Source organism: Vibrio sp. CB1-14 (assembly GCF_040412085.2).
In the GTDB taxonomy this organism is placed as follows: domain Bacteria; phylum Pseudomonadota; class Gammaproteobacteria; order Enterobacterales; family Vibrionaceae; genus Vibrio; species Vibrio chaetopteri.
In genome coordinates, this window is record NZ_CP115920.1 from 3,342,483 (window position 1) to 3,359,075 (window position 16,593).

Genomic DNA, 16,593 nt, shown 5'->3' on the forward strand with positions numbered 1-16,593 from the left:
CAATAAAGAGAAGTACATCATGATTATCTGGAAGACAAAAACGTTCACTGAACTCAACACGACTGAGCTATATGAGTTGATCAAACTGCGCGTCGACGTCTTTGTGGTTGAACAAACCTGCCCTTATCCAGAACTGGATAACAAAGACCAAGTTGAAGGCGTACACCATCTACTAGGCTACCAAGGGAGTGAACTCGTCGCCTGTGCGCGACTGCTACCGAAAGGGACCACCTACGATCAAGTGAGTATTGGCCGTGTCGCGACAAAGCAGACGCATAGAGGGGGCGGTTTGGGTCATGACTTAATGCTGCAAGCAAAACTCGAGTGTGAGCGTCTGTGGCCCAATGAGAGCATCCAAATCGGTGCGCAATCTCACTTACAAGGCTACTACTCAAAACATGGCTTTAGTGCCTGCTCAGATGAATACCTAGAAGACGATATCCCTCATATTGACATGAGGCTTCTCAAATAACGGTCACTTAAACAACAAAGACTTGGACTAAAAAAGGGGCTTGCGCGCCCCTTCTTGTCTCTATTTATTTACTGCGACCAAATCCGCCATCAGACAAACGGAAGAACATGATAGACTGGTCTCCACGCTCAATCTGTAAGATATCTAAACTACCTTCTTCATTGAACTTGAATCGAATTAGCTGACCTTGCTTTATTCGGCTTAGTGGTTTGTCACTGCCTTCAATGCGTGCCAGCGCATTCAAGTCTGCCATCGGCAATTGGTTAGTGCGGAATACGCGCGCGAGCGTGTCACCCTTTTTCACCGTGTACTCACGCCAATCCGTTTCAACTGGCTCTTCCACGTTAACCTGCGACGACTGCTCACTCAATGGCGCGGTATTGACGCTGACCGCGACTCGTTGATTGGTAGGTGTTACTTGAGGCGCCTCGGCCTTTTGACCAGGCAGAAGCATCAATACAATAACAACAGGAATGAGAACGCTCAAAACCCTTCTGTGTAGACGCGGCAAACGATGCCATAGCGCCTTAGCCTTATCACGTATCGCAGACAATCGAGACAAGTCGATTTGCTTTAGACGCGATAAATCGAGCGCTTGCCATTTATCTTTCAGCACTTGAACGTGGTCAACTTTCTGCTTTTTACGGTGACGACGATTCATTCCCATTGGTCTCCTACTAAACAACCGTCTCAGTTTAAGAAAACCTGCGTTCAGAGTATAGAAAAATCGCAGGTCTGCTAATTTATAACCGCCTAATGTCACAAGTTTAACAACCAAAACGAATTAATTAGTAAAAGTTGGTTAGAGCGTTTCGGTTTAAAGTCAGAACTGGTATGCTTTCGTCTTCATTCGAATAGCAAGAGAGACCGTCATGTCTGACGTGAAATTAGAAACTGTAGAACAGAAAGCAAGCTATGGTATTGGTCTACAAATGGGCCAACAACTAGCAGGTAGCGGCCTAGAAGGTCTAAACGTAGATGCAATCGCTAAAGGTATTGCAACTGCACTAACTGGTGACATGCCAGAGATCGAAATTGACGAGATCAACAACGCACTGCAAGAGCTACACACTCGCGCAGAAGCACTACGTCAAGAAGCAGCAAAAGCAGCTGCAGCTGACGGCGAAGCATTCCTAAAAGATAACGCTCTTCGTTCAGAAGTAACGGTTCTTGAGTCTGGTCTTCAATACGAAGTCATCACTGAAGGTACTGGCGAAATCCCATCTGCAGACAAAACTGTACGTGTTCACTACCACGGTGAGCTAACAGACGGTACTGTATTCGACAGCTCTGTATCTCGCGGTCAACCAGCTGAGTTCCCAGTAACTGGCGTAATCAAAGGCTGGGTTGAAGCTCTTCAACTGATGCCTGTAGGTTCTAAGTGGAAACTGTACATTCCTCAAGACCTAGCATACGGTGAGCGCGGCGCAGGTGCAGCGATTCCTCCGTTTGCAGCACTAGTATTCGAAGTTGAGCTACTAGACATCATCGCTTAATCTCAGCTCTGATACTCAATTTTTAAAAGCAGTGACTCGTCACTGCTTTTTTATTGTCTAACCTTAATGGGATAGACAATAAAATGGACGATATCATGAGAACTCTTCTAACCCTTTCTACGGCACTACTAATTTCAGCACCAACTCACGCTGCACTTAATCTCTCTGGCGTATCCGCTGACGATGCAAACAGTTTACTTTCTAGTGCAAACTCGATGATGAACGCAAAAGACTCGCCAGTCGTGAATGACTTAGTCAACAATCTTTCTGTTTCCCCTGAACAAGCGACAACTGGCGTAGGCGCGCTTCTCTCTCTTGCGCAGAGTTCACTAGGTTCAGATCAGCAAGGTGAACTAAGCTCAATGATTCCTGGAATGGACGCGTTAACTAGCTCCGGTCTTCTATCTTCAATACAAGATATGGACAGTGTAAAAAGTGCTTTCTCATCAGTGGGTCTAGACCCTGCAATGATTTCAAAGTTCGCGCCTGTGGTATTGGAGTATCTGGGCTCACAAGGGGCAAGTTCAGGGTTGATGGATTCGCTGACATCACTTTGGCAGTGATAGGGAATGGGTACTTCTATTTACGATCGATGACCAAGATCGCAGATAGCAAAAAGCCGAGCATAAATGCTCGGCTTTTTTAGTTCTACGAACTTTACTGATTACTCAGCAGCAGCTTCTTCAGATGCTTCTGGGCGATCAACTAGCTCAATGTAAGCCATTGGAGCTTTATCGCCAGCACGGAAGCCAGCTTTTAGGATACGAGTGTAACCGCCCTGACGAGCAGCAAAACGTGGACCTAGTTCGTTGAATAGTTTCGCAACTACTTCGTTATCACGAGTACGTGCAAATGCTAGACGACGGTTAGCAACACTGTCAGTCTTAGCTAGTGTAATCAAAGGCTCAACTACGCGACGTAGCTCTTTTGCTTTAGGCAATGTAGTCTTGATTACTTCATGACGTACAAGAGAGCTAGCCATATTGCTGAACATCGCTTTGCGATGGCTGCTGTTGCGGTTGAGTTGACGACCACTCTTACGATGGCGCATGACCTAATCCTTCTAACTAGTATCGATTAATCTTCAGCGATAGACGCTGGTGGCCAGTTTTCTAGGCGCATACCCAGAGACAGACCACGTGATGCAAGTACGTCTTTAATCTCAGTAAGAGATTTTTTACCAAGGTTTGGCGTTTTAAGTAGCTCAACCTCAGTACGCTGTACAAGATCACCGATGTAGTGAATCGCTTCTGCTTTTAGACAGTTAGCAGAGCGAACTGTTAGTTCAAGATCGTCTACAGGACGCAGTAGAATAGGATCGAACTCCGGCTTCTCTTCCTTCTCCTCAGGAACACGTACATCACGAAGATCTACGAATGCATCCAATTGCTCAGCTAGGATAGTAGCTGCGCGACGGATTGCTTCCTCAGGTTCTAGAGTACCGTTCGTTTCCATATCGATAACGAGCTTGTCTAGGTCAGTACGTTGCTCAACACGTGCCGCTTCTACAGCGTAGGCAATTTTGTCTACTGGGCTGTAAGTCGCGTCAACTAGCAAACGACCGATTGGACGCTCATCTTCTTCAGTATGGATACGAGCTGAAGCTGGAACATAACCACGACCACGTTCTACTTTGATTCGCATAGAAATCTCAGCATTGTCATCCGTTAGGTGACAAATAACGTGTTCTGGGTTAGCGATCTCTACATCACCATCATGGGTGATGTCACCTGCAACAACAGGGCCTGAGCCTGACTTGTTAAGCGTAATAAACACTTCGTCTTTGCCCTCAGCAACGCGAACAGCTAGACCTTTCAGGTTAAGAAGAATCTCAAGGATATCTTCTTGTACACCTTCTTTAGTGCTGTACTCGTGCAGAACGCCTTCGATTTCAACTTCAGTCACTGCACAACCTGGCATTGACGAAAGCAAAATACGGCGAAGCGCATTACCTAGAGTGTGACCAAAGCCACGCTCTAATGGCTCAAGAGTTACTTTTGCGTGTGTCGTGCTAACTTGTTCGATGTCAACAAGACGTGGCTTAAGAAATTCTGTTACAGAACCCTGCATTGTGTCCTCTCTTTAGTTTAAACCTTACTTAGAGTAAAGCTCGACGATCAAGTGTTCGTTAATGTCAGCAGATAGATCTGAACGCTCAGGCATACGCTTGAATGTACCTTCCATCTTGCCAGCATCTACTTCAATCCAAGTTGGTTTTTCGCGTTGTTCAGCAACTTCTAGAGCCGCTTTAATACGAGCTTGCTGTTTAGCTTTCTCGCGGATAGAAACAACGTCGTTAGCCGTAATTTTGAATGAAGGAACGTTTACAACATTACCGTTAACTAGGATAGCTTTGTGGCTAACTAGCTGACGTGCTTCTGCGCGAGTTGCGCCAAAGCCCATGCGGTAAACTACGTTATCTAGACGACCTTCAAGAAGCTGAAGTAGGTTTTCACCAGTGTTGCCTTTAAGGCGAGCTGCTTCTTTGTAGTAGTTACGGAATTGTTTTTCTAGAACGCCGTAGATACGACGAACTTTTTGCTTCTCACGAAGCTGAACGCCATATTCAGATAGACGACCGCGACGAGCGCCGTGTACACCTGGTGCGTTATCGATTTTACACTTGGTATCGATCGCGCGTACGCCTGACTTAAGGAATAAGTCTGTACCTTCGCGACGGCTAAGCTTCAGCTTAGGACCCAAATATCTTGCCATGATTCTTCTCCAATTATCCTAGAAACGTTATACGCGACGTTTCTTAGGTGGACGACAACCGTTATGAGGGATTGGTGTCGCGTCAACGATGTTCGTGATGCGGAAACCAGCAGCGTTCAGTGCACGAACCGTAGATTCGCGACCTGGACCTGGACCCTTAACCATAACTTCCAAGTTCTTTAGACCGTATTCTTTAGCCATTTCAGCACAACGCTCAGCAGCAACCTGTGCAGCGAACGGAGTAGACTTACGAGAACCACGGAAACCTGAACCACCTGCAGTTGCCCATGCAAGAGCGTTACCTTGACGGTCAGTAATGGTTACGATTGTGTTATTGAAAGAAGCATGGATGTGCGCAACGCCATCTGCAACTTGCTTGCGTACGCGCTTACGAGCGCGAGTTGGTTGTTTAGCCATTGTACTCTACCTTCCCGATTATTTCTTGATCGGCTTACGCGGACCCTTACGGGTGCGAGCGTTGGTTTTAGTACGCTGTCCACGTAGTGGTAGACTGCGACGATGACGAAGACCACGGTAACAGCCAAGGTCCATAAGACGCTTGATGTTCATTGATACTTCACGACGTAGATCACCTTCTACAGTGTATTTAGCTACACCATCACGCAGTTGATCGATCTGCTCTTCAGTTAGTTCACTGATCTTAACATCTTCAGCAATACCCACTTCAGCTAGAATAGCTTGAGAGCGAGTTTTACCGATGCCGTAGATCGCAGTTAGTGCGATTACAGCGTGTTTTTGATCAGGAATGTTAATGCCTGCTATACGGGCCATTATTCACTCCTAGTGTTTCTTAAAAAGAATAGCCGCAGCAAAGCCCGTTATGGATACGCTGCGGAGTGCTACTTCTTTTGCACGCAAAAGGTAGGCCGAGGAATATACTCGACCATACCTTATATTTCAAGTAAAAATTTCTGCTTAATTAGCCTTGGCGCTGTTTGTGCTTTGGCTCACTGCTACAGATAACACGCACAACACCGTTGCGCTTGATAACTTTACAGTTACGGCAGATTTTTTTAACGGAAGCACGAACTTTCATTGCTAAACTCCGTAGATGAAATCTGAGACAATCGCCGAATTAACGGCCAACGCCTTTCAGATTTGCTTTCTTCAACACAGAATCATACTGTTGTGACATCAGATGAGTCTGTACCTGTGCCATAAAGTCCATAATAACTACCACTACGATAAGTAGTGAAGTACCGCCGAAGTAGAAACGTACGTTCCACGCGACCATCATGAACTCGGGAATCAGACAGATAAAGGTAATATATAGAGCACCTGCAAGGGTAAGTCTAGTCATTACTTTATCAATGTATTTCGCTGTCTGCTCACCTGGGCGGATGCCGGGTACGAATGCACCTGACTTCTTCAAGTTATCTGCTGTTTCACGCGGATTGAAAACAAGAGCCGTGTAGAAGAAACAGAAGAAAATAATCGCTGCTGCATAAAGCATTACATACAGCGGTTGACCTGGGCTAAGAGCCAATGACACGTCAGTTAACCAACCGAACGCGCTGCTCTCACCATTCTGACCAAACCACTGAGCCAGTGTTCCTGGGAACAGGATAATGCTTGAAGCAAAGATTGCTGGAATAACACCTGCCATGTTGATTTTCAACGGTAGGTGTGTGCTTTGTGCAGCGAAAACCTTACGGCCTTGTTGACGTTTAGCGTAGTTAACGACGATACGACGTTGACCACGTTCCATAAACACAACAAAGTAAATCACTGCGAAAGCGAGTACAGCAATCAACAACAGAAGAAGTACGTGCAGTTCACCTTGACGCGCTTGCTCGATTGTTTGACCGATTGCAGAAGGCAATCCAGCAACAATACCTGCAAAAATTAGAATGGAAATACCATTACCAATTCCACGCTCTGTAATTTGTTCACCTAACCACATTAGGAACATGGTACCAGTTACTAAACTTACGGTTGCAATTAGCGTAAACATGGTTTGGTTGATAACAACCAGATTATTGACCATGTTTGGAAGGCCAGTTGCGATACCTATTGCCTGGAATGTTGCAAGTACAAGCGTACCATAACGCGTATATTGGCTAATCTTACGACGCCCTGCCTCACCCTCTTTCTTGAGTTCGGCTAACGCTGGATGAACTACCGTTAGCAACTGGACAACAATCGACGCCGAAATATACGGCATGATGCCCAGTGCTAAAATAGATGCACGCTCTAATGCACCACCGGAGAACATGTTAAACATTTCTACGATGGTACCTTTTTGCTGTTCGAACAAATCGGCAAGTACAGCTGCGTCAATACCAGGGATCGGCACAAAAGAGCCGGCACGGAACACTAAAAGTGCGCCTATCACGAATAAAAGTCTAGACTTAAGTTCGTTTAAGCCATTCTTTGCACTACTAAAATCTTGTCCTGGTTTCTTAGCCATCTGTACCTCATCCCTCGAGATTATTCCTCGATTTTACCGCCTGCAGCTTCGATTGCAGCTTTAGCGCCTTTAGTCACGCGTAGACCTTTAACAGTCACAGCTTTGTCGATTTCACCTGAAAGAACAACTTTAACAAATTCGATGTTCTTAGTGATAACGTTAGCTGCTTTAAGGCTGTTTAGATCTACAACGTCACCAGTTACTTTCGCTAGCTCAGCTAGACGAACTTCAGCAGACACTAGGCTCTTACGAGAAGTGAAACCGAATTTTGGTAGACGCTGTTTCAAAGGCATTTGACCGCCTTCAAAACCTGGACGAACACTGCCGCCAGAACGTGATTTTTGACCTTTGTGACCACGGCCACCAGTTTTACCTAGGCCAGAACCGATACCACGGCCTACGCGCTTCTTAGAAGGCTTAGAACCCGCAGCCGGTGATAGAGTATTCAAACGCATTCTGATTACTCCTCAACTTTAACCATGTAGTAAACCTTGTTGATCATACCGCGAATGCACGGTGTATCTTCAAGTTCTACTGTGTGGTTGATTTTACGAAGGCCAAGACCTTTAAGACACGCTTTGTGCTTAGGTAGGCGACCAATTGAGCTCTTAGTTTGAGTTACTTTGATAGTTGCCATGGTGTTCTTACTCCGAAATAGATTCAACAGTTAGACCACGTTTAGCAGCAACCATTTCTGGTGACTTCATGCTACCTAGAGCATCGATCGTAGCACGAACGATGTTGATAGGGTTCGTAGAACCGTATGCTTTAGATAGTACGTTGTGTACACCTGCAACTTCTAGTACTGCACGCATCGCACCACCTGCGATAACACCCGTACCTTCTGCTGCTGGCTGCATGTAAACTTTAGAGCCAGAGTGGCGACCTTTCACCGGGTGGTGAAGAGTGCCTTCGTTAAGCGCGATCGTAGTCATGTTACGACGTGCTTTTTCCATTGCTTTTTGAATCGCAGCAGGTACTTCACGAGCTTTGCCGTAACCGAAACCTACGCGACCGTTACCGTCACCAACTACTGTTAGTGCAGTGAAGCTCATGATTCGACCACCTTTAACCGTCTTAGAAACACGGTTAACGGCGATTAGCTTTTCTTGCAAATCACTAGCTTGTTGTTGTTCTTTAGCCATCTTCCAACCCTACCTTAGAATTTCAGACCAGCTTCGCGAGCAGATTCTGCTAGCGCCGCTACTCGACCGTGGTATTGGAAACCAGAACGATCGAATGCAACAGCAGATACGCCTTTTTCAAGAGCGCGCTCAGCAACAGCTTTACCAACTGCTTTAGCTGCATCGATGTTACCAGTACTCTTAACTTCTTCACGAATCGCTTTTTCAACAGTTGAAGCGGCTGCGATAACTTCAGAGCCGTTCGCTGCGATTACTTGAGCGTAAACGTGACGAGGAGTACGGTGTACTACTAGGCGAGTTGCACCCAGTTCTGCAATCTTACGACGTGCACGTGTAGCACGACGGATGCGAGATGCTTTCTTATCCATAGTGTTACCTTACTTCTTCTTAGCTTCTTTAGTACGCACATTTTCATCTGCGTAACGAACACCTTTACCTTTATAAGGCTCAGGCTCACGGTAAGAACGAATGTCAGCTGCAACTTGACCAACTAGTTGCTTATCACAACCAGTAATGATGATCTCAGTTTGGCTAGGACACTCAGCTTTAATACCCGCTGGCAACTCGTGCTCAACTGGGTGAGAGAAGCCAAGTGTTAGGCCTACAGCGTTGCCTTTGATAGCAGCACGGTAACCAACACCTTTAAGAGTTAGCTTCTTAGTAAAGCCTTCAGTAACACCAACAACCATGTTGTTAACTAGTGCACGAGCAGTACCTGCTTGTGCCCATGCGTTAGCAACACCGTCGCGAGGACCGAATGTAAGGTTGCTCTCTTCTTGAGCGATAACTACTGCGTTGTTTAGAACGCGAGTAAGTTCACCTTTAGCGCCTTTAACAGTAACTTCTTGGCCGTTTAGTTTCACCTCTACGCCAGCTGGAATAGCGACAGGTGCTTTAGCAACACGAGACATAATCTACTCCTATTAAGCTACGTAACAGATGATTTCACCGCCAAGACCTGCTTTACGTGCAGCGCGGTCTGACATCAGACCCTTGGAAGTGGAAACAACAGCAATACCCAAACCGCCCATCACAGTTGGTAGCGAGTCTTTATTTTTGTAGACACGCAGACCAGGACGTGAAACACGTTTGATTTGCTCAATTACTGGTTTTGCTTGGAAGTACTTAAGTGTAACTTCTAGCACTGGTTTTGCTTCGCCTTCAACAGCGAAGTCAACGATGTAACCTTCAGCTTTCAGTAGTGCAGCGATTGCAACTTTAAGCTTTGAAGAAGGCATTTTTACAGCAACTTTGTTTGCTGCCTGACCGTTACGAACGCGGGTCAGCATATCCGAAATCGGATCTTGCATGCTCATAAGATTTACTCCAAATGATTAAGTGGCAATTACCAGCTAGCCTTACGAAGTCCAGGAATCTCGCCTTTCATGCAAGCTTCGCGAACTTTGATACGGCTTAGACCGAACTTACGTAGGTAACCGTGTGGACGACCAGTTTGGTTGCAACGGTTGCGCTGACGTGAAGCACTTGAATCACGTGGAAGAGCTTGCAGTTTAAGTACTGCGTTCCAACGATCTTCTTCAGATGCGTTTACATCGCTGATGATAGCTTTTAGAGCTGAGCGCTTTTCAGCAAACTTAGCTACTAGCTTCGCGCGTTTAGTTTCGCGCGCTTTCATTGATTGTTTAGCCATAACAGTAACCCTTCACCTTACTTACGGAATGGGAAGTTAAAGGCAGCCAGCAGAGCTCGGCCTTCCTCATCGTTTGCAGCAGACGTCGTAATAGTGATGTCTAGGCCACGAACACGGTCTACTTTATCGTAGTCGATTTCCGGGAAGATGATTTGCTCGCGAACGCCCATGCTGTAGTTACCGCGTCCGTCAAAAGACTTAGCGCTAACGCCACGGAAGTCACGTACACGTGGAAGTGCGATAGAGATTAAACGCTCTAAAAATTCCCACATACGTTCGCCACGCAAGGTTACTTTACAACCAATTGGGTAGCCTTCACGAATTTTGAAACCTGCAACAGATTTACGCGCTTTAGTGATAAGAGGCTTTTGACCAGAGATCGTTGCCATATCAGCTGCTGCGTTTTCTAGCAGTTTCTTATCGTTGATTGCTTCACCAACGCCCATGTTTAGGGTGATTTTCTCAATCCTAGGGACTTGCATGACGCTTGAGTAGTTGAATTGTTTGGTCAATTCAGCAACTACAGACGACTTGTAGTAATCATGCAGTTTCGCCATAGTAGAACTCCAAATTACTTTCTATTAGTTAGAAACAGTTTCGCCGTTAGACTTGAAGAAACGAACTTTCTTGCCATCTTCGATACGGAAACCGATGCGGTCAGCTTTACCAGTAGCCGCGTTAAAGATTGCAACGTTAGAAGCGTCAATTGCTGCTTCTTGCTCAACGATGCCACCTTGTTGACCTAGAGCCGGTTGAGGCTTTTGGTGCTTCTTAACAAGGTTGATACCTTCAACGATAACTTTACCAGTTGCTAGAACCTTAGTTACTTTACCTTTCTTGCCTTTATCTTTACCAGCAAGAACGATTACTTCGTCATTACGACGGATTTTAGCTGCCATTATGTAGCTCCTTACAGTACTTCAGGTGCTAGTGAAACAATTTTCATGAATTTCGCATTACGAAGTTCACGAGTCACTGGACCAAAGATACGTGTGCCGACTGGTTGCTCAGTAGTGTCGTTCAACAATACACAAGCATTACGGTCGAAGCGAATGACAGAACCGTCTGGACGACGTACGCCTTTACGGGTGCGAACTACTACCGCCTTCAGAACATCACCTTTTTTTACTTTACCGCGAGGAATTGCTTCTTTCACAGTAACTTTGATGATGTCGCCGATGTGTGCGTAACGACGGTGTGAGCCACCCAGAACCTTAATACACATTACCTTGCGCGCGCCAGAGTTATCTGCTGCGTCAAGTGTACTTTGCATTTGGATCATTGTTAGTGCTCCGCTAAATATTAAAAACTAGACCCTCTCGGGTCGGGCTGCCTCTTTAAAGGGACGCGAATTGTACCACCCTTTTTTTGTGATTGGGTAGACAAAAAAAATAAGCGGCCCCAAAAATAATTTGGAGCCGCTTGATTTCGCTAGAGAAAAACGATTAAATTTTCGCTTTTTCTACGATGCTTACCAAAGTCCAAGACTTAGTCTTAGACAGTGGACGGCACTCACGAACTTCAACAGTGTCGCCAATGCCACACTCGTTGTTTTCGTCATGTGCGTGTAGTTTAGTCGTACGCTTTACGAATTTACCGTAAATTGGGTGTTTAACCATGCGTTCGATTGCAACAACAATAGACTTATCGCCTTTGTTGCTAATTACACGACCTAGTTGAGTACGGATTTGTTCGCTCATTATGCGCCTGCCTTCTCAGTCAAAACAGTTTTCACACGTGCGATATCACGGCGTACAGCTTTTAGAGTATGAGTTTGCTGAAGCTGACCAGTTGCAGCTTGCATGCGCAAGTTGAACTGTTCACGTAGCAAATTCAAAAGCTCAGCGTTAAGCTCTTCAACGTTTTTTTCGCGTAGATCTTGTGCTTTCATCACATCACCTGCTTAGTTACAAATGTAGTTTTGAACGGCAGTTTGCGAGCCGCTAGGCGGAACGCTTCACGTGCCAACTCTTCAGGTACACCGTCCATTTCGTACATAACCTTACCAGGTTGGATTTGGGCTACCCAGTACTCAACGTTACCTTTACCCTTACCTTGACGAACTTCTAGTGGTTTTTCTGTGATAGGCTTGTCTGGGAATACACGAATCCAGATTTTACCTTGACGCTTAACGTGACGCGTCATTGCACGACGTGCCGCTTCGATCTGACGAGCAGTAAGACGACCACGACCAACAGCCTTAAGACCGAATGTGCCGAAGCTTACGTCTGTACCTTTAGCTAGACCACGGTTGCGACCAGTCTGAACCTTACGGAACTTAGTACGTTTAGGTTGTAGCATCTGTCGACTCCTTACTTACGGCCTTTGCGCTGCTTCTTAGGCTTGTCGCCTTTTGGCTCTACAGCGTTAGCTGCTGGCATACCGCCTAGAATCTCACCTTTGAAGATCCAAACTTTAATGCCGATCACACCGTATTGGGTGTGAGCCGAAGAAGTTGCGTAATCAATGTCAGCACGTAGAGTGTGTAGAGGCACACGGCCTTCACGGTACCACTCAGAACGTGCGATTTCAGCGCCGCCTAGACGACCACTTACTTCCACTTTGATACCTTTAGCGCCAAGACGCATAGCATTTTGTACCGCACGCTTCATAGCACGACGGAACATAACACGACGCTCAAGTTGAGACGCGATGCTATCAGCCACAAGTTGGCCGTCTAGCTCAGGCTTACGTACTTCAGCGATGTTAATTTGCGCTGGTACACCTGCGATTTTAGCTACAGCTGCGCGTAGCTTCTCAACGTCTTCACCTTTCTTACCGATAACAACGCCAGGACGAGCAGTGTGAATAGTCACACGGATGCTCTTAGCTGGACGCTCGATAACGATACGTGAAAGAGACGCTTTTGCTAGTTCCTTAGTAAGGAACTGACGTACCTTGAAGTCGCCGTCTAGGTTGTCAGCGAAATCTTTGGTGTTAGCAAACCATGTAGCATTCCAAGGCTTAACGATGCCAAGACGAATACCATTAGGATGTACTTTCTGACCCATTGCTTATCTCCTAGTCTTAAGCGTCTGCAACAACAACAGTGATGTGGCAAGAACGCTTCAAGATACGGTCGGCACGGCCTTTAGCACGAGGCATAATACGCTTCATGATAGGACCTTCATCTACGAAGATTTTTGCGACTGAAAGATCGTCGATATCTGCACCTTCGTTGTGTTCCGCATTCGCGATTGCTGATTCAAGAACTTTCTTAACTAGTTCAGCAGCTTTTTTGTTGCTGAAAGTTAGTAGTTCAAGAGCTTGATCCACGCTTTTACCGCGGATTTGGTCTGCAACTAAGCGAGCTTTCTGAGGAGAAATACGAGCAAAGTTATGTTTAGCGATAGCTTCCATCATCTACTCCTTATTTCTTCTTAGCTTTCTTATCCGCAGCGTGGCCGCGGTAAGTGCGAGTTGGTGCAAATTCACCCAGTTTGTGACCGATCATTTCTTCGGTAACGAAAACTGGTACGTGCTGACGACCATTATGGACAGCGATGGTCAAACCAATCATTGATGGGATGATCATTGAACGACGGGACCAAGTCTTAACAGGCTTTTTGTCTCCGCTTTCCACCGCTTTCTCTACCTTCTTCAGCAAGTGTAGGTCAATAAAAGGACCTTTCTTGAGAGAACGTGGCATGGCGATTCCTCTTTATAGATTACTTATTACGACGACGTACGATGTACTTGTCAGTGCGCTTGTTCTTACGAGTCTTAAAGCCTTTAGTTGGCTGACCCCAAGGAGATACTGGGTGACGACCACCAGAAGTACGGCCTTCACCACCACCGTGTGGGTGGTCTACCGGGTTCATTACCACACCGCGAACGGTTGGACGAACACCGCGCCAGCGGCTAGCACCAGCTTTACCTAGTTCACGTAGCATGTGCTCAGCATTACCAACTTCACCGATTGTTGCACGGCCTTCTGATAGTACTTTGCGCATTTCGCCAGAACGTAGGCGTAGAGTTACATATGCACCATCGCGAGCGATGATTTGTGCGTATGCACCTGCAGAACGAGCAATTTGTGCACCTTTACCAGGCTTAAGTTCAACACAGTGTACTGTAGAACCTACTGGGATGTTGCGCATCGGCAGAGTGTTACCTGCTTTGATAGGCGCATCAACACCAGACTGGATAGAGTCACCCGCTTGGATGCCTTTTGGTGCAATGATGTAGCGACGCTCACCGTCTGCGTATAGAACTAGAGCGATGTTTGCACTACGGTTTGGATCGTATTCTAGGCGCTCAACTTTCGCTGGGATGCCATCTTTAGTACGCTTGAAATCAACCAAACGATAGTGATGCTTGTGACCACCACCGATGTGACGTACTGTGATACGACCGTTGTTGTTACGACCACCGTTCTTAGAGTTTTTCTCTAGAAGTGGAGCGTAAGGCTTACCTTTGTGAAGGTCAGCGTTAACAACTTTAACTACGTGACGACGACCAGGGGAAGTCGGCTTACATTTAACAATAGCCATTGTTTAACTCTCCTGTTATTCCGCACCGCCAACGAAGTCAAGATCTTGACCTTCCGCCAGAGTCACATACGCTTTCTTAACGTCGCTGCGGCGACCTTGGCGTAGACCTTGGCGTTTAGTCTTACCCTTAAGAACAAGAGTATTTACAGACTTAACTTCAACTTCAAATAGCTTTTCTACAGCTGCTTGGATCTCTTTCTTAGTTGCATCTTTAGCTACTTTGAAAACGATAGTGTTCGCTTTCTCAGCTGCCATAGTTGCTTTTTCAGAGATGTGCGGAGCACGTAGAACTTTTAGGATACGCTCTTCAGTGATCATGCTAGCATCTCCTCAACTTGTTTAACTGCAGCTGCAGTAATAACAACTTTGTCGAACGCGATTAGAGATACTGGATCGATACCAGCAACGTCACGTGCGTCAACTTTGTATAGGTTACGAGCAGCTAGGAATAGATTCTCATCTACTTCGCTAGTCACGATTAGCGCATCTGTAAGCTCAAGCTCTTTAAGCTTAGCTACAAGCTCTTTCGTTTTTGGAGCTTCTACAGAGAAGTTATCAACAACGATTAGACGCTCTTGACGAACTAGCTCAGAAAGAATGCTCTTCATAGCACCGCGGTACATTTTTTTGTTAACTTTTTGGCTGTGATCTTGTGGTTTCGCAGCAAAAGTAACACCACCTGTACGCCAGATTGGGCTACGAATTGTACCAGCACGTGCACGGCCAGTACCTTTTTGGCGCCATGGCTTAGCGCCACCGCCAGATACTTCAGAACGAGTCTTTTGAGCGCGAGTACCTTGACGAGCACCTGCTGCATAAGCAACAACTACTTGGTGTACAAGAGCTTCGTTGAAGTCACGTCCGAAAGTAGTCTCGGAAACAGTTAGTGCATCAGCACCTTTAACCATCAATTCCATTACTTACTCCTAGACGTTAAGCTTTAATAGCTGGTTTTACGATCACGTTGCCGCCTGTTGAGCCTGGTACTGCACCTTTAATAAGAAGCAGATTGCGCTCAGCGTCAACACGTACGATCTCTAGGTTTTGAGTCGTTACACGCTCAGCACCCATGTGACCTGCCATTTTTTTGCCTTTAAATACGCGACCTGGAGTTTGGCACTGACCAATTGAACCCGGAGCACGGTGAGACAAAGAGTTACCGTGAGTAGCATCTTGAGTAGAGAAGTTCCAACGCTTAACAGCGCCTTGGAAGCCTTTACCTTTAGAAGTACCAGTAACGTCTACTTTTTTAACGTCGTTGAATAGTTCTACGTTTAGCTCAGCGCCAACTGCGAACTCTTCGCCGTTTTCCAAACGGAATTCCCAAAGACCGCGACCTGCTTCAACACCTGCTTTCGCAAAGTGGCCAGCTTCTGGCTTAGAAACACGGCTAGCTTTCTTAGCACCTGCAGTTACCTGGATTGCTGCATAACCGTCTGCTTCAAGTGTACGTACTTGAGTTACACGGTTCGCTTCAACCTCAACAACTGTTACAGGGATAGAAACGCCTTCTTCGGTAAAAATGCGGGTCATACCCACTTTACGTCCGACTAGACCAATCATTCTTCTAATCTCCCTTAACCTAGGCTGATTTGAACATCAACGCCAGCAGCAAGATCAAGACGCATTAGAGCGTCAACAGTTTTGTCTGTTGGCTCAACGATGTCGATCAAACGCTTGTGAGTACGGATTTCGTACTGGTCACGTGCATCTTTGTTGACGTGTGGAGAGATAAGAACAGTGAAACGCTCTTTACGAGTAGGTAGTGGAATTGGACCACGAACCTGTGCGCCGGTACGCTTAGCTGTTTCAACGATTTCCGCAGTCGACTGGTCGATTAGTTTATAATCGAAAGCCTTTAGGCGGATACGAATACGTTGGTTCTGCATGAGACAGAGCTCCAATAATTAAAAATTACACAAACAATATCGCCACTCATACTCGCGAAGGCGAGAGAATGCCGATTGATTTATGTGAAACCGTAGCACTCTAATTGAGCGCATTGTCAGCTAATTTTCGATTCACTCAACTGCTAGGCAGAGAGTCAATTGTATTAACTGCGAACATAAGCTGAGTCTACGTTACTAAGCACTTGCCGGAGGCAAATTACTTACTCCTCTTTGCTCATTGGTTCACAACTGAACTAAGTCAGTGGGCGGTATTATACAGATCACAAAACGGGATGCAATA

32 protein-coding genes are annotated in these 16,593 nt (G+C 46.1%); 3 read left to right on the plus strand and 29 right to left on the minus strand.

Annotation, left to right across the window (positions count from 1 at the left end; translation table 11 throughout):
* Nucleotides 1–19: 19 nt before the first annotated feature.
* A complete protein-coding gene (locus tag PG915_RS15240) occupies nt 20–472 on the plus strand; it encodes a GNAT family N-acetyltransferase (protein ID WP_353497266.1) in 453 nt (150 codons plus the stop codon).
* Between the two features lie 64 nt (nt 473–536).
* Here PG915_RS15240 and PG915_RS15245 read toward each other — a convergent pair whose 3' ends face one another.
* Nucleotides 537–1,133 (minus strand): LysM-like peptidoglycan-binding domain-containing protein, encoded by a 597-nt coding sequence (locus tag PG915_RS15245; protein ID WP_353498737.1) that lies wholly within the window; start codon nt 1,131–1,133, stop codon nt 537–539.
* Nucleotides 1,134–1,344: 211 nt separating this feature from the next.
* Here PG915_RS15245 and PG915_RS15250 point away from each other — a divergent pair, with 211 nt between their 5' ends.
* Both PG915_RS15250 and PG915_RS15255 read left to right on the plus strand, forming a co-directional pair.
* Nucleotides 1,345–1,968 carry an FKBP-type peptidyl-prolyl cis-trans isomerase gene (locus PG915_RS15250; RefSeq protein ID WP_042502775.1) on the plus strand — a complete coding sequence of 208 codons (624 nt, stop codon included), beginning with the start codon at nt 1,345–1,347 and terminating at the stop codon, nt 1,966–1,968.
* A gap of 95 nt (nt 1,969–2,063) precedes the next feature.
* Nucleotides 2,064–2,531 (plus strand): DUF2780 domain-containing protein, encoded by a 468-nt coding sequence (locus PG915_RS15255; RefSeq protein WP_353497267.1) that lies wholly within the window; start codon nt 2,064–2,066, stop codon nt 2,529–2,531.
* 101 nt (nt 2,532–2,632) lie between these two features.
* Here the strand turns inward: PG915_RS15255 and rplQ are convergent, their stop codons facing one another.
* The 28 genes from rplQ to rpsJ form a co-directional block, all read right to left on the minus strand.
* Nucleotides 2,633–3,019 carry a 50S ribosomal protein L17 gene (rplQ, locus tag PG915_RS15260; protein WP_031493230.1) on the minus strand — a complete coding sequence of 129 codons (387 nt, stop codon included), beginning with the start codon at nt 3,017–3,019 and terminating at the stop codon, nt 2,633–2,635.
* A gap of 26 nt (nt 3,020–3,045) precedes the next feature.
* A complete protein-coding gene (locus PG915_RS15265; protein ID WP_042478691.1) occupies nt 3,046–4,038 on the minus strand; it encodes a DNA-directed RNA polymerase subunit alpha in 993 nt (330 codons plus the stop codon).
* 24 nt (nt 4,039–4,062) lie between these two features.
* Nucleotides 4,063–4,683 (minus strand): 30S ribosomal protein S4, encoded by a 621-nt coding sequence (rpsD, locus tag PG915_RS15270; RefSeq protein WP_042478689.1) that lies wholly within the window; start codon nt 4,681–4,683, stop codon nt 4,063–4,065.
* Nucleotides 4,684–4,710: 27 nt separating this feature from the next.
* Nucleotides 4,711–5,100 carry a 30S ribosomal protein S11 gene (gene rpsK / locus PG915_RS15275; protein ID WP_001118870.1) on the minus strand — a complete coding sequence of 130 codons (390 nt, stop codon included), beginning with the start codon at nt 5,098–5,100 and terminating at the stop codon, nt 4,711–4,713.
* 18 nt (nt 5,101–5,118) lie between these two features.
* On the minus strand, nt 5,119–5,475 hold the full coding sequence (rpsM, locus tag PG915_RS15280; protein ID WP_005450559.1) for a 30S ribosomal protein S13: 357 nt from the start codon (nt 5,473–5,475) through the stop codon (nt 5,119–5,121).
* A gap of 148 nt (nt 5,476–5,623) precedes the next feature.
* A complete protein-coding gene (gene rpmJ / locus PG915_RS15285) occupies nt 5,624–5,740 on the minus strand; it encodes a 50S ribosomal protein L36 (protein ID WP_042478686.1) in 117 nt (38 codons plus the stop codon).
* A 39-nt stretch (nt 5,741–5,779) separates the two neighbouring features.
* Entirely contained in the window at nt 5,780–7,114 is a 1,335-nt protein-coding gene (gene secY, locus PG915_RS15290) for a preprotein translocase subunit SecY (protein ID WP_338163374.1), read from the minus strand.
* 20 nt (nt 7,115–7,134) lie between these two features.
* Nucleotides 7,135–7,569, minus strand: coding sequence for a 50S ribosomal protein L15 (rplO, locus tag PG915_RS15295; protein WP_112460405.1), 435 nt, complete (start codon nt 7,567–7,569; stop codon nt 7,135–7,137).
* A gap of 5 nt (nt 7,570–7,574) precedes the next feature.
* A complete protein-coding gene (rpmD, locus tag PG915_RS15300) occupies nt 7,575–7,751 on the minus strand; it encodes a 50S ribosomal protein L30 (protein WP_053438826.1) in 177 nt (58 codons plus the stop codon).
* 7 nt (nt 7,752–7,758) lie between these two features.
* Nucleotides 7,759–8,259, minus strand: a complete 501-nt coding sequence (gene rpsE / locus PG915_RS15305; RefSeq protein WP_042478682.1) for a 30S ribosomal protein S5 — start codon at nt 8,257–8,259, stop codon at nt 7,759–7,761.
* A 14-nt stretch (nt 8,260–8,273) separates the two neighbouring features.
* Entirely contained in the window at nt 8,274–8,627 is a 354-nt protein-coding gene (gene rplR / locus PG915_RS15310) for a 50S ribosomal protein L18 (protein WP_038228845.1), read from the minus strand.
* Nucleotides 8,628–8,636: 9 nt separating this feature from the next.
* Nucleotides 8,637–9,170: a 50S ribosomal protein L6 gene (rplF, locus tag PG915_RS15315; RefSeq protein ID WP_042502759.1), complete on the minus strand. Its 534-nt coding sequence runs from the start codon at nt 9,168–9,170 to the stop codon at nt 8,637–8,639.
* 12 nt (nt 9,171–9,182) lie between these two features.
* Entirely contained in the window at nt 9,183–9,575 is a 393-nt protein-coding gene (rpsH, locus tag PG915_RS15320) for a 30S ribosomal protein S8 (RefSeq protein WP_042502757.1), read from the minus strand.
* A 29-nt stretch (nt 9,576–9,604) separates the two neighbouring features.
* Complete coding sequence (gene rpsN / locus PG915_RS15325; RefSeq protein ID WP_042502755.1) at nt 9,605–9,910, minus strand: 30S ribosomal protein S14; 306 nt, start codon at nt 9,908–9,910, stop codon at nt 9,605–9,607.
* 17 nt (nt 9,911–9,927) lie between these two features.
* Nucleotides 9,928–10,467 (minus strand): 50S ribosomal protein L5, encoded by a 540-nt coding sequence (gene rplE / locus PG915_RS15330; RefSeq protein WP_006075572.1) that lies wholly within the window; start codon nt 10,465–10,467, stop codon nt 9,928–9,930.
* A gap of 24 nt (nt 10,468–10,491) precedes the next feature.
* Nucleotides 10,492–10,809, minus strand: coding sequence for a 50S ribosomal protein L24 (gene rplX, locus PG915_RS15335; protein ID WP_042478676.1), 318 nt, complete (start codon nt 10,807–10,809; stop codon nt 10,492–10,494).
* 11 nt (nt 10,810–10,820) lie between these two features.
* Complete coding sequence (gene rplN, locus PG915_RS15340) at nt 10,821–11,192, minus strand: 50S ribosomal protein L14 (RefSeq protein ID WP_006075569.1); 372 nt, start codon at nt 11,190–11,192, stop codon at nt 10,821–10,823.
* Between the two features lie 163 nt (nt 11,193–11,355).
* Complete coding sequence (gene rpsQ / locus PG915_RS15345; protein ID WP_042478674.1) at nt 11,356–11,610, minus strand: 30S ribosomal protein S17; 255 nt, start codon at nt 11,608–11,610, stop codon at nt 11,356–11,358.
* On the minus strand, nt 11,610–11,801 hold the full coding sequence (rpmC, locus tag PG915_RS15350) for a 50S ribosomal protein L29 (RefSeq protein ID WP_004736737.1): 192 nt from the start codon (nt 11,799–11,801) through the stop codon (nt 11,610–11,612). Before rpmC ends, rpsQ begins: the two co-directional genes overlap by 1 nt.
* Entirely contained in the window at nt 11,801–12,211 is a 411-nt protein-coding gene (rplP, locus tag PG915_RS15355; RefSeq protein ID WP_006075723.1) for a 50S ribosomal protein L16, read from the minus strand. The genes rpmC and rplP overlap by 1 nt, the downstream gene beginning before the upstream one ends.
* Before the next feature lie 11 nt (nt 12,212–12,222).
* Nucleotides 12,223–12,921: a 30S ribosomal protein S3 gene (gene rpsC, locus PG915_RS15360; protein WP_112481252.1), complete on the minus strand. Its 699-nt coding sequence runs from the start codon at nt 12,919–12,921 to the stop codon at nt 12,223–12,225.
* 16 nt (nt 12,922–12,937) lie between these two features.
* Nucleotides 12,938–13,270, minus strand: a complete 333-nt coding sequence (gene rplV / locus PG915_RS15365) for a 50S ribosomal protein L22 (protein ID WP_042478670.1) — start codon at nt 13,268–13,270, stop codon at nt 12,938–12,940.
* Nucleotides 13,271–13,280: 10 nt separating this feature from the next.
* Nucleotides 13,281–13,559, minus strand: coding sequence for a 30S ribosomal protein S19 (rpsS, locus tag PG915_RS15370; protein ID WP_031495622.1), 279 nt, complete (start codon nt 13,557–13,559; stop codon nt 13,281–13,283).
* Between the two features lie 19 nt (nt 13,560–13,578).
* A complete protein-coding gene (gene rplB / locus PG915_RS15375) occupies nt 13,579–14,403 on the minus strand; it encodes a 50S ribosomal protein L2 (protein WP_042478666.1) in 825 nt (274 codons plus the stop codon).
* A 15-nt stretch (nt 14,404–14,418) separates the two neighbouring features.
* Entirely contained in the window at nt 14,419–14,721 is a 303-nt protein-coding gene (gene rplW / locus PG915_RS15380) for a 50S ribosomal protein L23 (RefSeq protein WP_353497268.1), read from the minus strand.
* Nucleotides 14,718–15,320 carry a 50S ribosomal protein L4 gene (gene rplD, locus PG915_RS15385; RefSeq protein ID WP_042478663.1) on the minus strand — a complete coding sequence of 201 codons (603 nt, stop codon included), beginning with the start codon at nt 15,318–15,320 and terminating at the stop codon, nt 14,718–14,720. Before rplD ends, rplW begins: the two co-directional genes overlap by 4 nt.
* Before the next feature lie 16 nt (nt 15,321–15,336).
* Complete coding sequence (rplC, locus tag PG915_RS15390; RefSeq protein ID WP_112460406.1) at nt 15,337–15,966, minus strand: 50S ribosomal protein L3; 630 nt, start codon at nt 15,964–15,966, stop codon at nt 15,337–15,339.
* 14 nt (nt 15,967–15,980) lie between these two features.
* Entirely contained in the window at nt 15,981–16,292 is a 312-nt protein-coding gene (gene rpsJ, locus PG915_RS15395) for a 30S ribosomal protein S10 (protein ID WP_031495630.1), read from the minus strand.
* Nucleotides 16,293–16,593: the final 301 nt, after the last annotated feature.

What these genes read in the sequence shown, in the direction of transcription:
- PG915_RS15255 (WP_353497267.1), top strand. Translation starts at nt 2,064, where the DNA reads ATGAGAACTCTTCTAACCCTTTCTACGGCACTACTAATTTCAGCACCA.
- rpsQ (WP_042478674.1), bottom strand. Translation starts at nt 11,610, where the DNA reads ATGAGCGAACAAATCCGTACTCAACTAGGTCGTGTAATTAGCAACAAA.
- PG915_RS15250 (WP_042502775.1), top strand. Translation starts at nt 1,345, where the DNA reads ATGTCTGACGTGAAATTAGAAACTGTAGAACAGAAAGCAAGCTATGGT.
- rpsN (WP_042502755.1), bottom strand. Translation starts at nt 9,910, where the DNA reads ATGGCTAAACAATCAATGAAAGCGCGCGAAACTAAACGCGCGAAGCTA.
- PG915_RS15265 (WP_042478691.1), bottom strand. Translation starts at nt 4,038, where the DNA reads ATGCAGGGTTCTGTAACAGAATTTCTTAAGCCACGTCTTGTTGACATC.
- secY (WP_338163374.1), bottom strand. Translation starts at nt 7,114, where the DNA reads ATGGCTAAGAAACCAGGACAAGATTTTAGTAGTGCAAAGAATGGCTTA.
- rpsE (WP_042478682.1), bottom strand. Translation starts at nt 8,259, where the DNA reads ATGGCTAAAGAACAACAACAAGCTAGTGATTTGCAAGAAAAGCTAATC.
- rplO (WP_112460405.1), bottom strand. Translation starts at nt 7,569, where the DNA reads ATGCGTTTGAATACTCTATCACCGGCTGCGGGTTCTAAGCCTTCTAAG.
- rpsC (WP_112481252.1), bottom strand. Translation starts at nt 12,921, where the DNA reads ATGGGTCAGAAAGTACATCCTAATGGTATTCGTCTTGGCATCGTTAAG.
- rpsJ (WP_031495630.1), bottom strand. Translation starts at nt 16,292, where the DNA reads ATGCAGAACCAACGTATTCGTATCCGCCTAAAGGCTTTCGATTATAAA.
- rplF (WP_042502759.1), bottom strand. Translation starts at nt 9,170, where the DNA reads ATGTCTCGTGTTGCTAAAGCACCTGTCGCTATTCCAGCTGGCGTAGAG.
- rpmJ (WP_042478686.1), bottom strand. Translation starts at nt 5,740, where the DNA reads ATGAAAGTTCGTGCTTCCGTTAAAAAAATCTGCCGTAACTGTAAAGTT.
- rplX (WP_042478676.1), bottom strand. Translation starts at nt 10,809, where the DNA reads ATGGCAGCTAAAATCCGTCGTAATGACGAAGTAATCGTTCTTGCTGGT.
- rplN (WP_006075569.1), bottom strand. Translation starts at nt 11,192, where the DNA reads ATGATCCAAATGCAAAGTACACTTGACGCAGCAGATAACTCTGGCGCG.
- rpsS (WP_031495622.1), bottom strand. Translation starts at nt 13,559, where the DNA reads ATGCCACGTTCTCTCAAGAAAGGTCCTTTTATTGACCTACACTTGCTG.
- rplW (WP_353497268.1), bottom strand. Translation starts at nt 14,721, where the DNA reads ATGATCACTGAAGAGCGTATCCTAAAAGTTCTACGTGCTCCGCACATC.
- rplB (WP_042478666.1), bottom strand. Translation starts at nt 14,403, where the DNA reads ATGGCTATTGTTAAATGTAAGCCGACTTCCCCTGGTCGTCGTCACGTA.
- rpmD (WP_053438826.1), bottom strand. Translation starts at nt 7,751, where the DNA reads ATGGCAACTATCAAAGTAACTCAAACTAAGAGCTCAATTGGTCGCCTA.
- rplE (WP_006075572.1), bottom strand. Translation starts at nt 10,467, where the DNA reads ATGGCGAAACTGCATGATTACTACAAGTCGTCTGTAGTTGCTGAATTG.
- rpsD (WP_042478689.1), bottom strand. Translation starts at nt 4,683, where the DNA reads ATGGCAAGATATTTGGGTCCTAAGCTGAAGCTTAGCCGTCGCGAAGGT.
- PG915_RS15245 (WP_353498737.1), bottom strand. Translation starts at nt 1,133, where the DNA reads ATGAATCGTCGTCACCGTAAAAAGCAGAAAGTTGACCACGTTCAAGTG.
- rpsH (WP_042502757.1), bottom strand. Translation starts at nt 9,575, where the DNA reads ATGAGCATGCAAGATCCGATTTCGGATATGCTGACCCGCGTTCGTAAC.
- rplC (WP_112460406.1), bottom strand. Translation starts at nt 15,966, where the DNA reads ATGATTGGTCTAGTCGGACGTAAAGTGGGTATGACCCGCATTTTTACC.
- rplR (WP_038228845.1), bottom strand. Translation starts at nt 8,627, where the DNA reads ATGGATAAGAAAGCATCTCGCATCCGTCGTGCTACACGTGCACGTCGT.
- rpmC (WP_004736737.1), bottom strand. Translation starts at nt 11,801, where the DNA reads ATGAAAGCACAAGATCTACGCGAAAAAAACGTTGAAGAGCTTAACGCT.
- rpsM (WP_005450559.1), bottom strand. Translation starts at nt 5,475, where the DNA reads ATGGCCCGTATAGCAGGCATTAACATTCCTGATCAAAAACACGCTGTA.
- rplD (WP_042478663.1), bottom strand. Translation starts at nt 15,320, where the DNA reads ATGGAATTGATGGTTAAAGGTGCTGATGCACTAACTGTTTCCGAGACT.
- rplQ (WP_031493230.1), bottom strand. Translation starts at nt 3,019, where the DNA reads ATGCGCCATCGTAAGAGTGGTCGTCAACTCAACCGCAACAGCAGCCAT.
- PG915_RS15240 (WP_353497266.1), top strand. Translation starts at nt 20, where the DNA reads ATGATTATCTGGAAGACAAAAACGTTCACTGAACTCAACACGACTGAG.
- rpsK (WP_001118870.1), bottom strand. Translation starts at nt 5,100, where the DNA reads ATGGCTAAACAACCAACTCGCGCTCGTAAGCGCGTACGCAAGCAAGTT.
- rplV (WP_042478670.1), bottom strand. Translation starts at nt 13,270, where the DNA reads ATGGAAGCTATCGCTAAACATAACTTTGCTCGTATTTCTCCTCAGAAA.
- rplP (WP_006075723.1), bottom strand. Translation starts at nt 12,211, where the DNA reads ATGCTACAACCTAAACGTACTAAGTTCCGTAAGGTTCAGACTGGTCGC.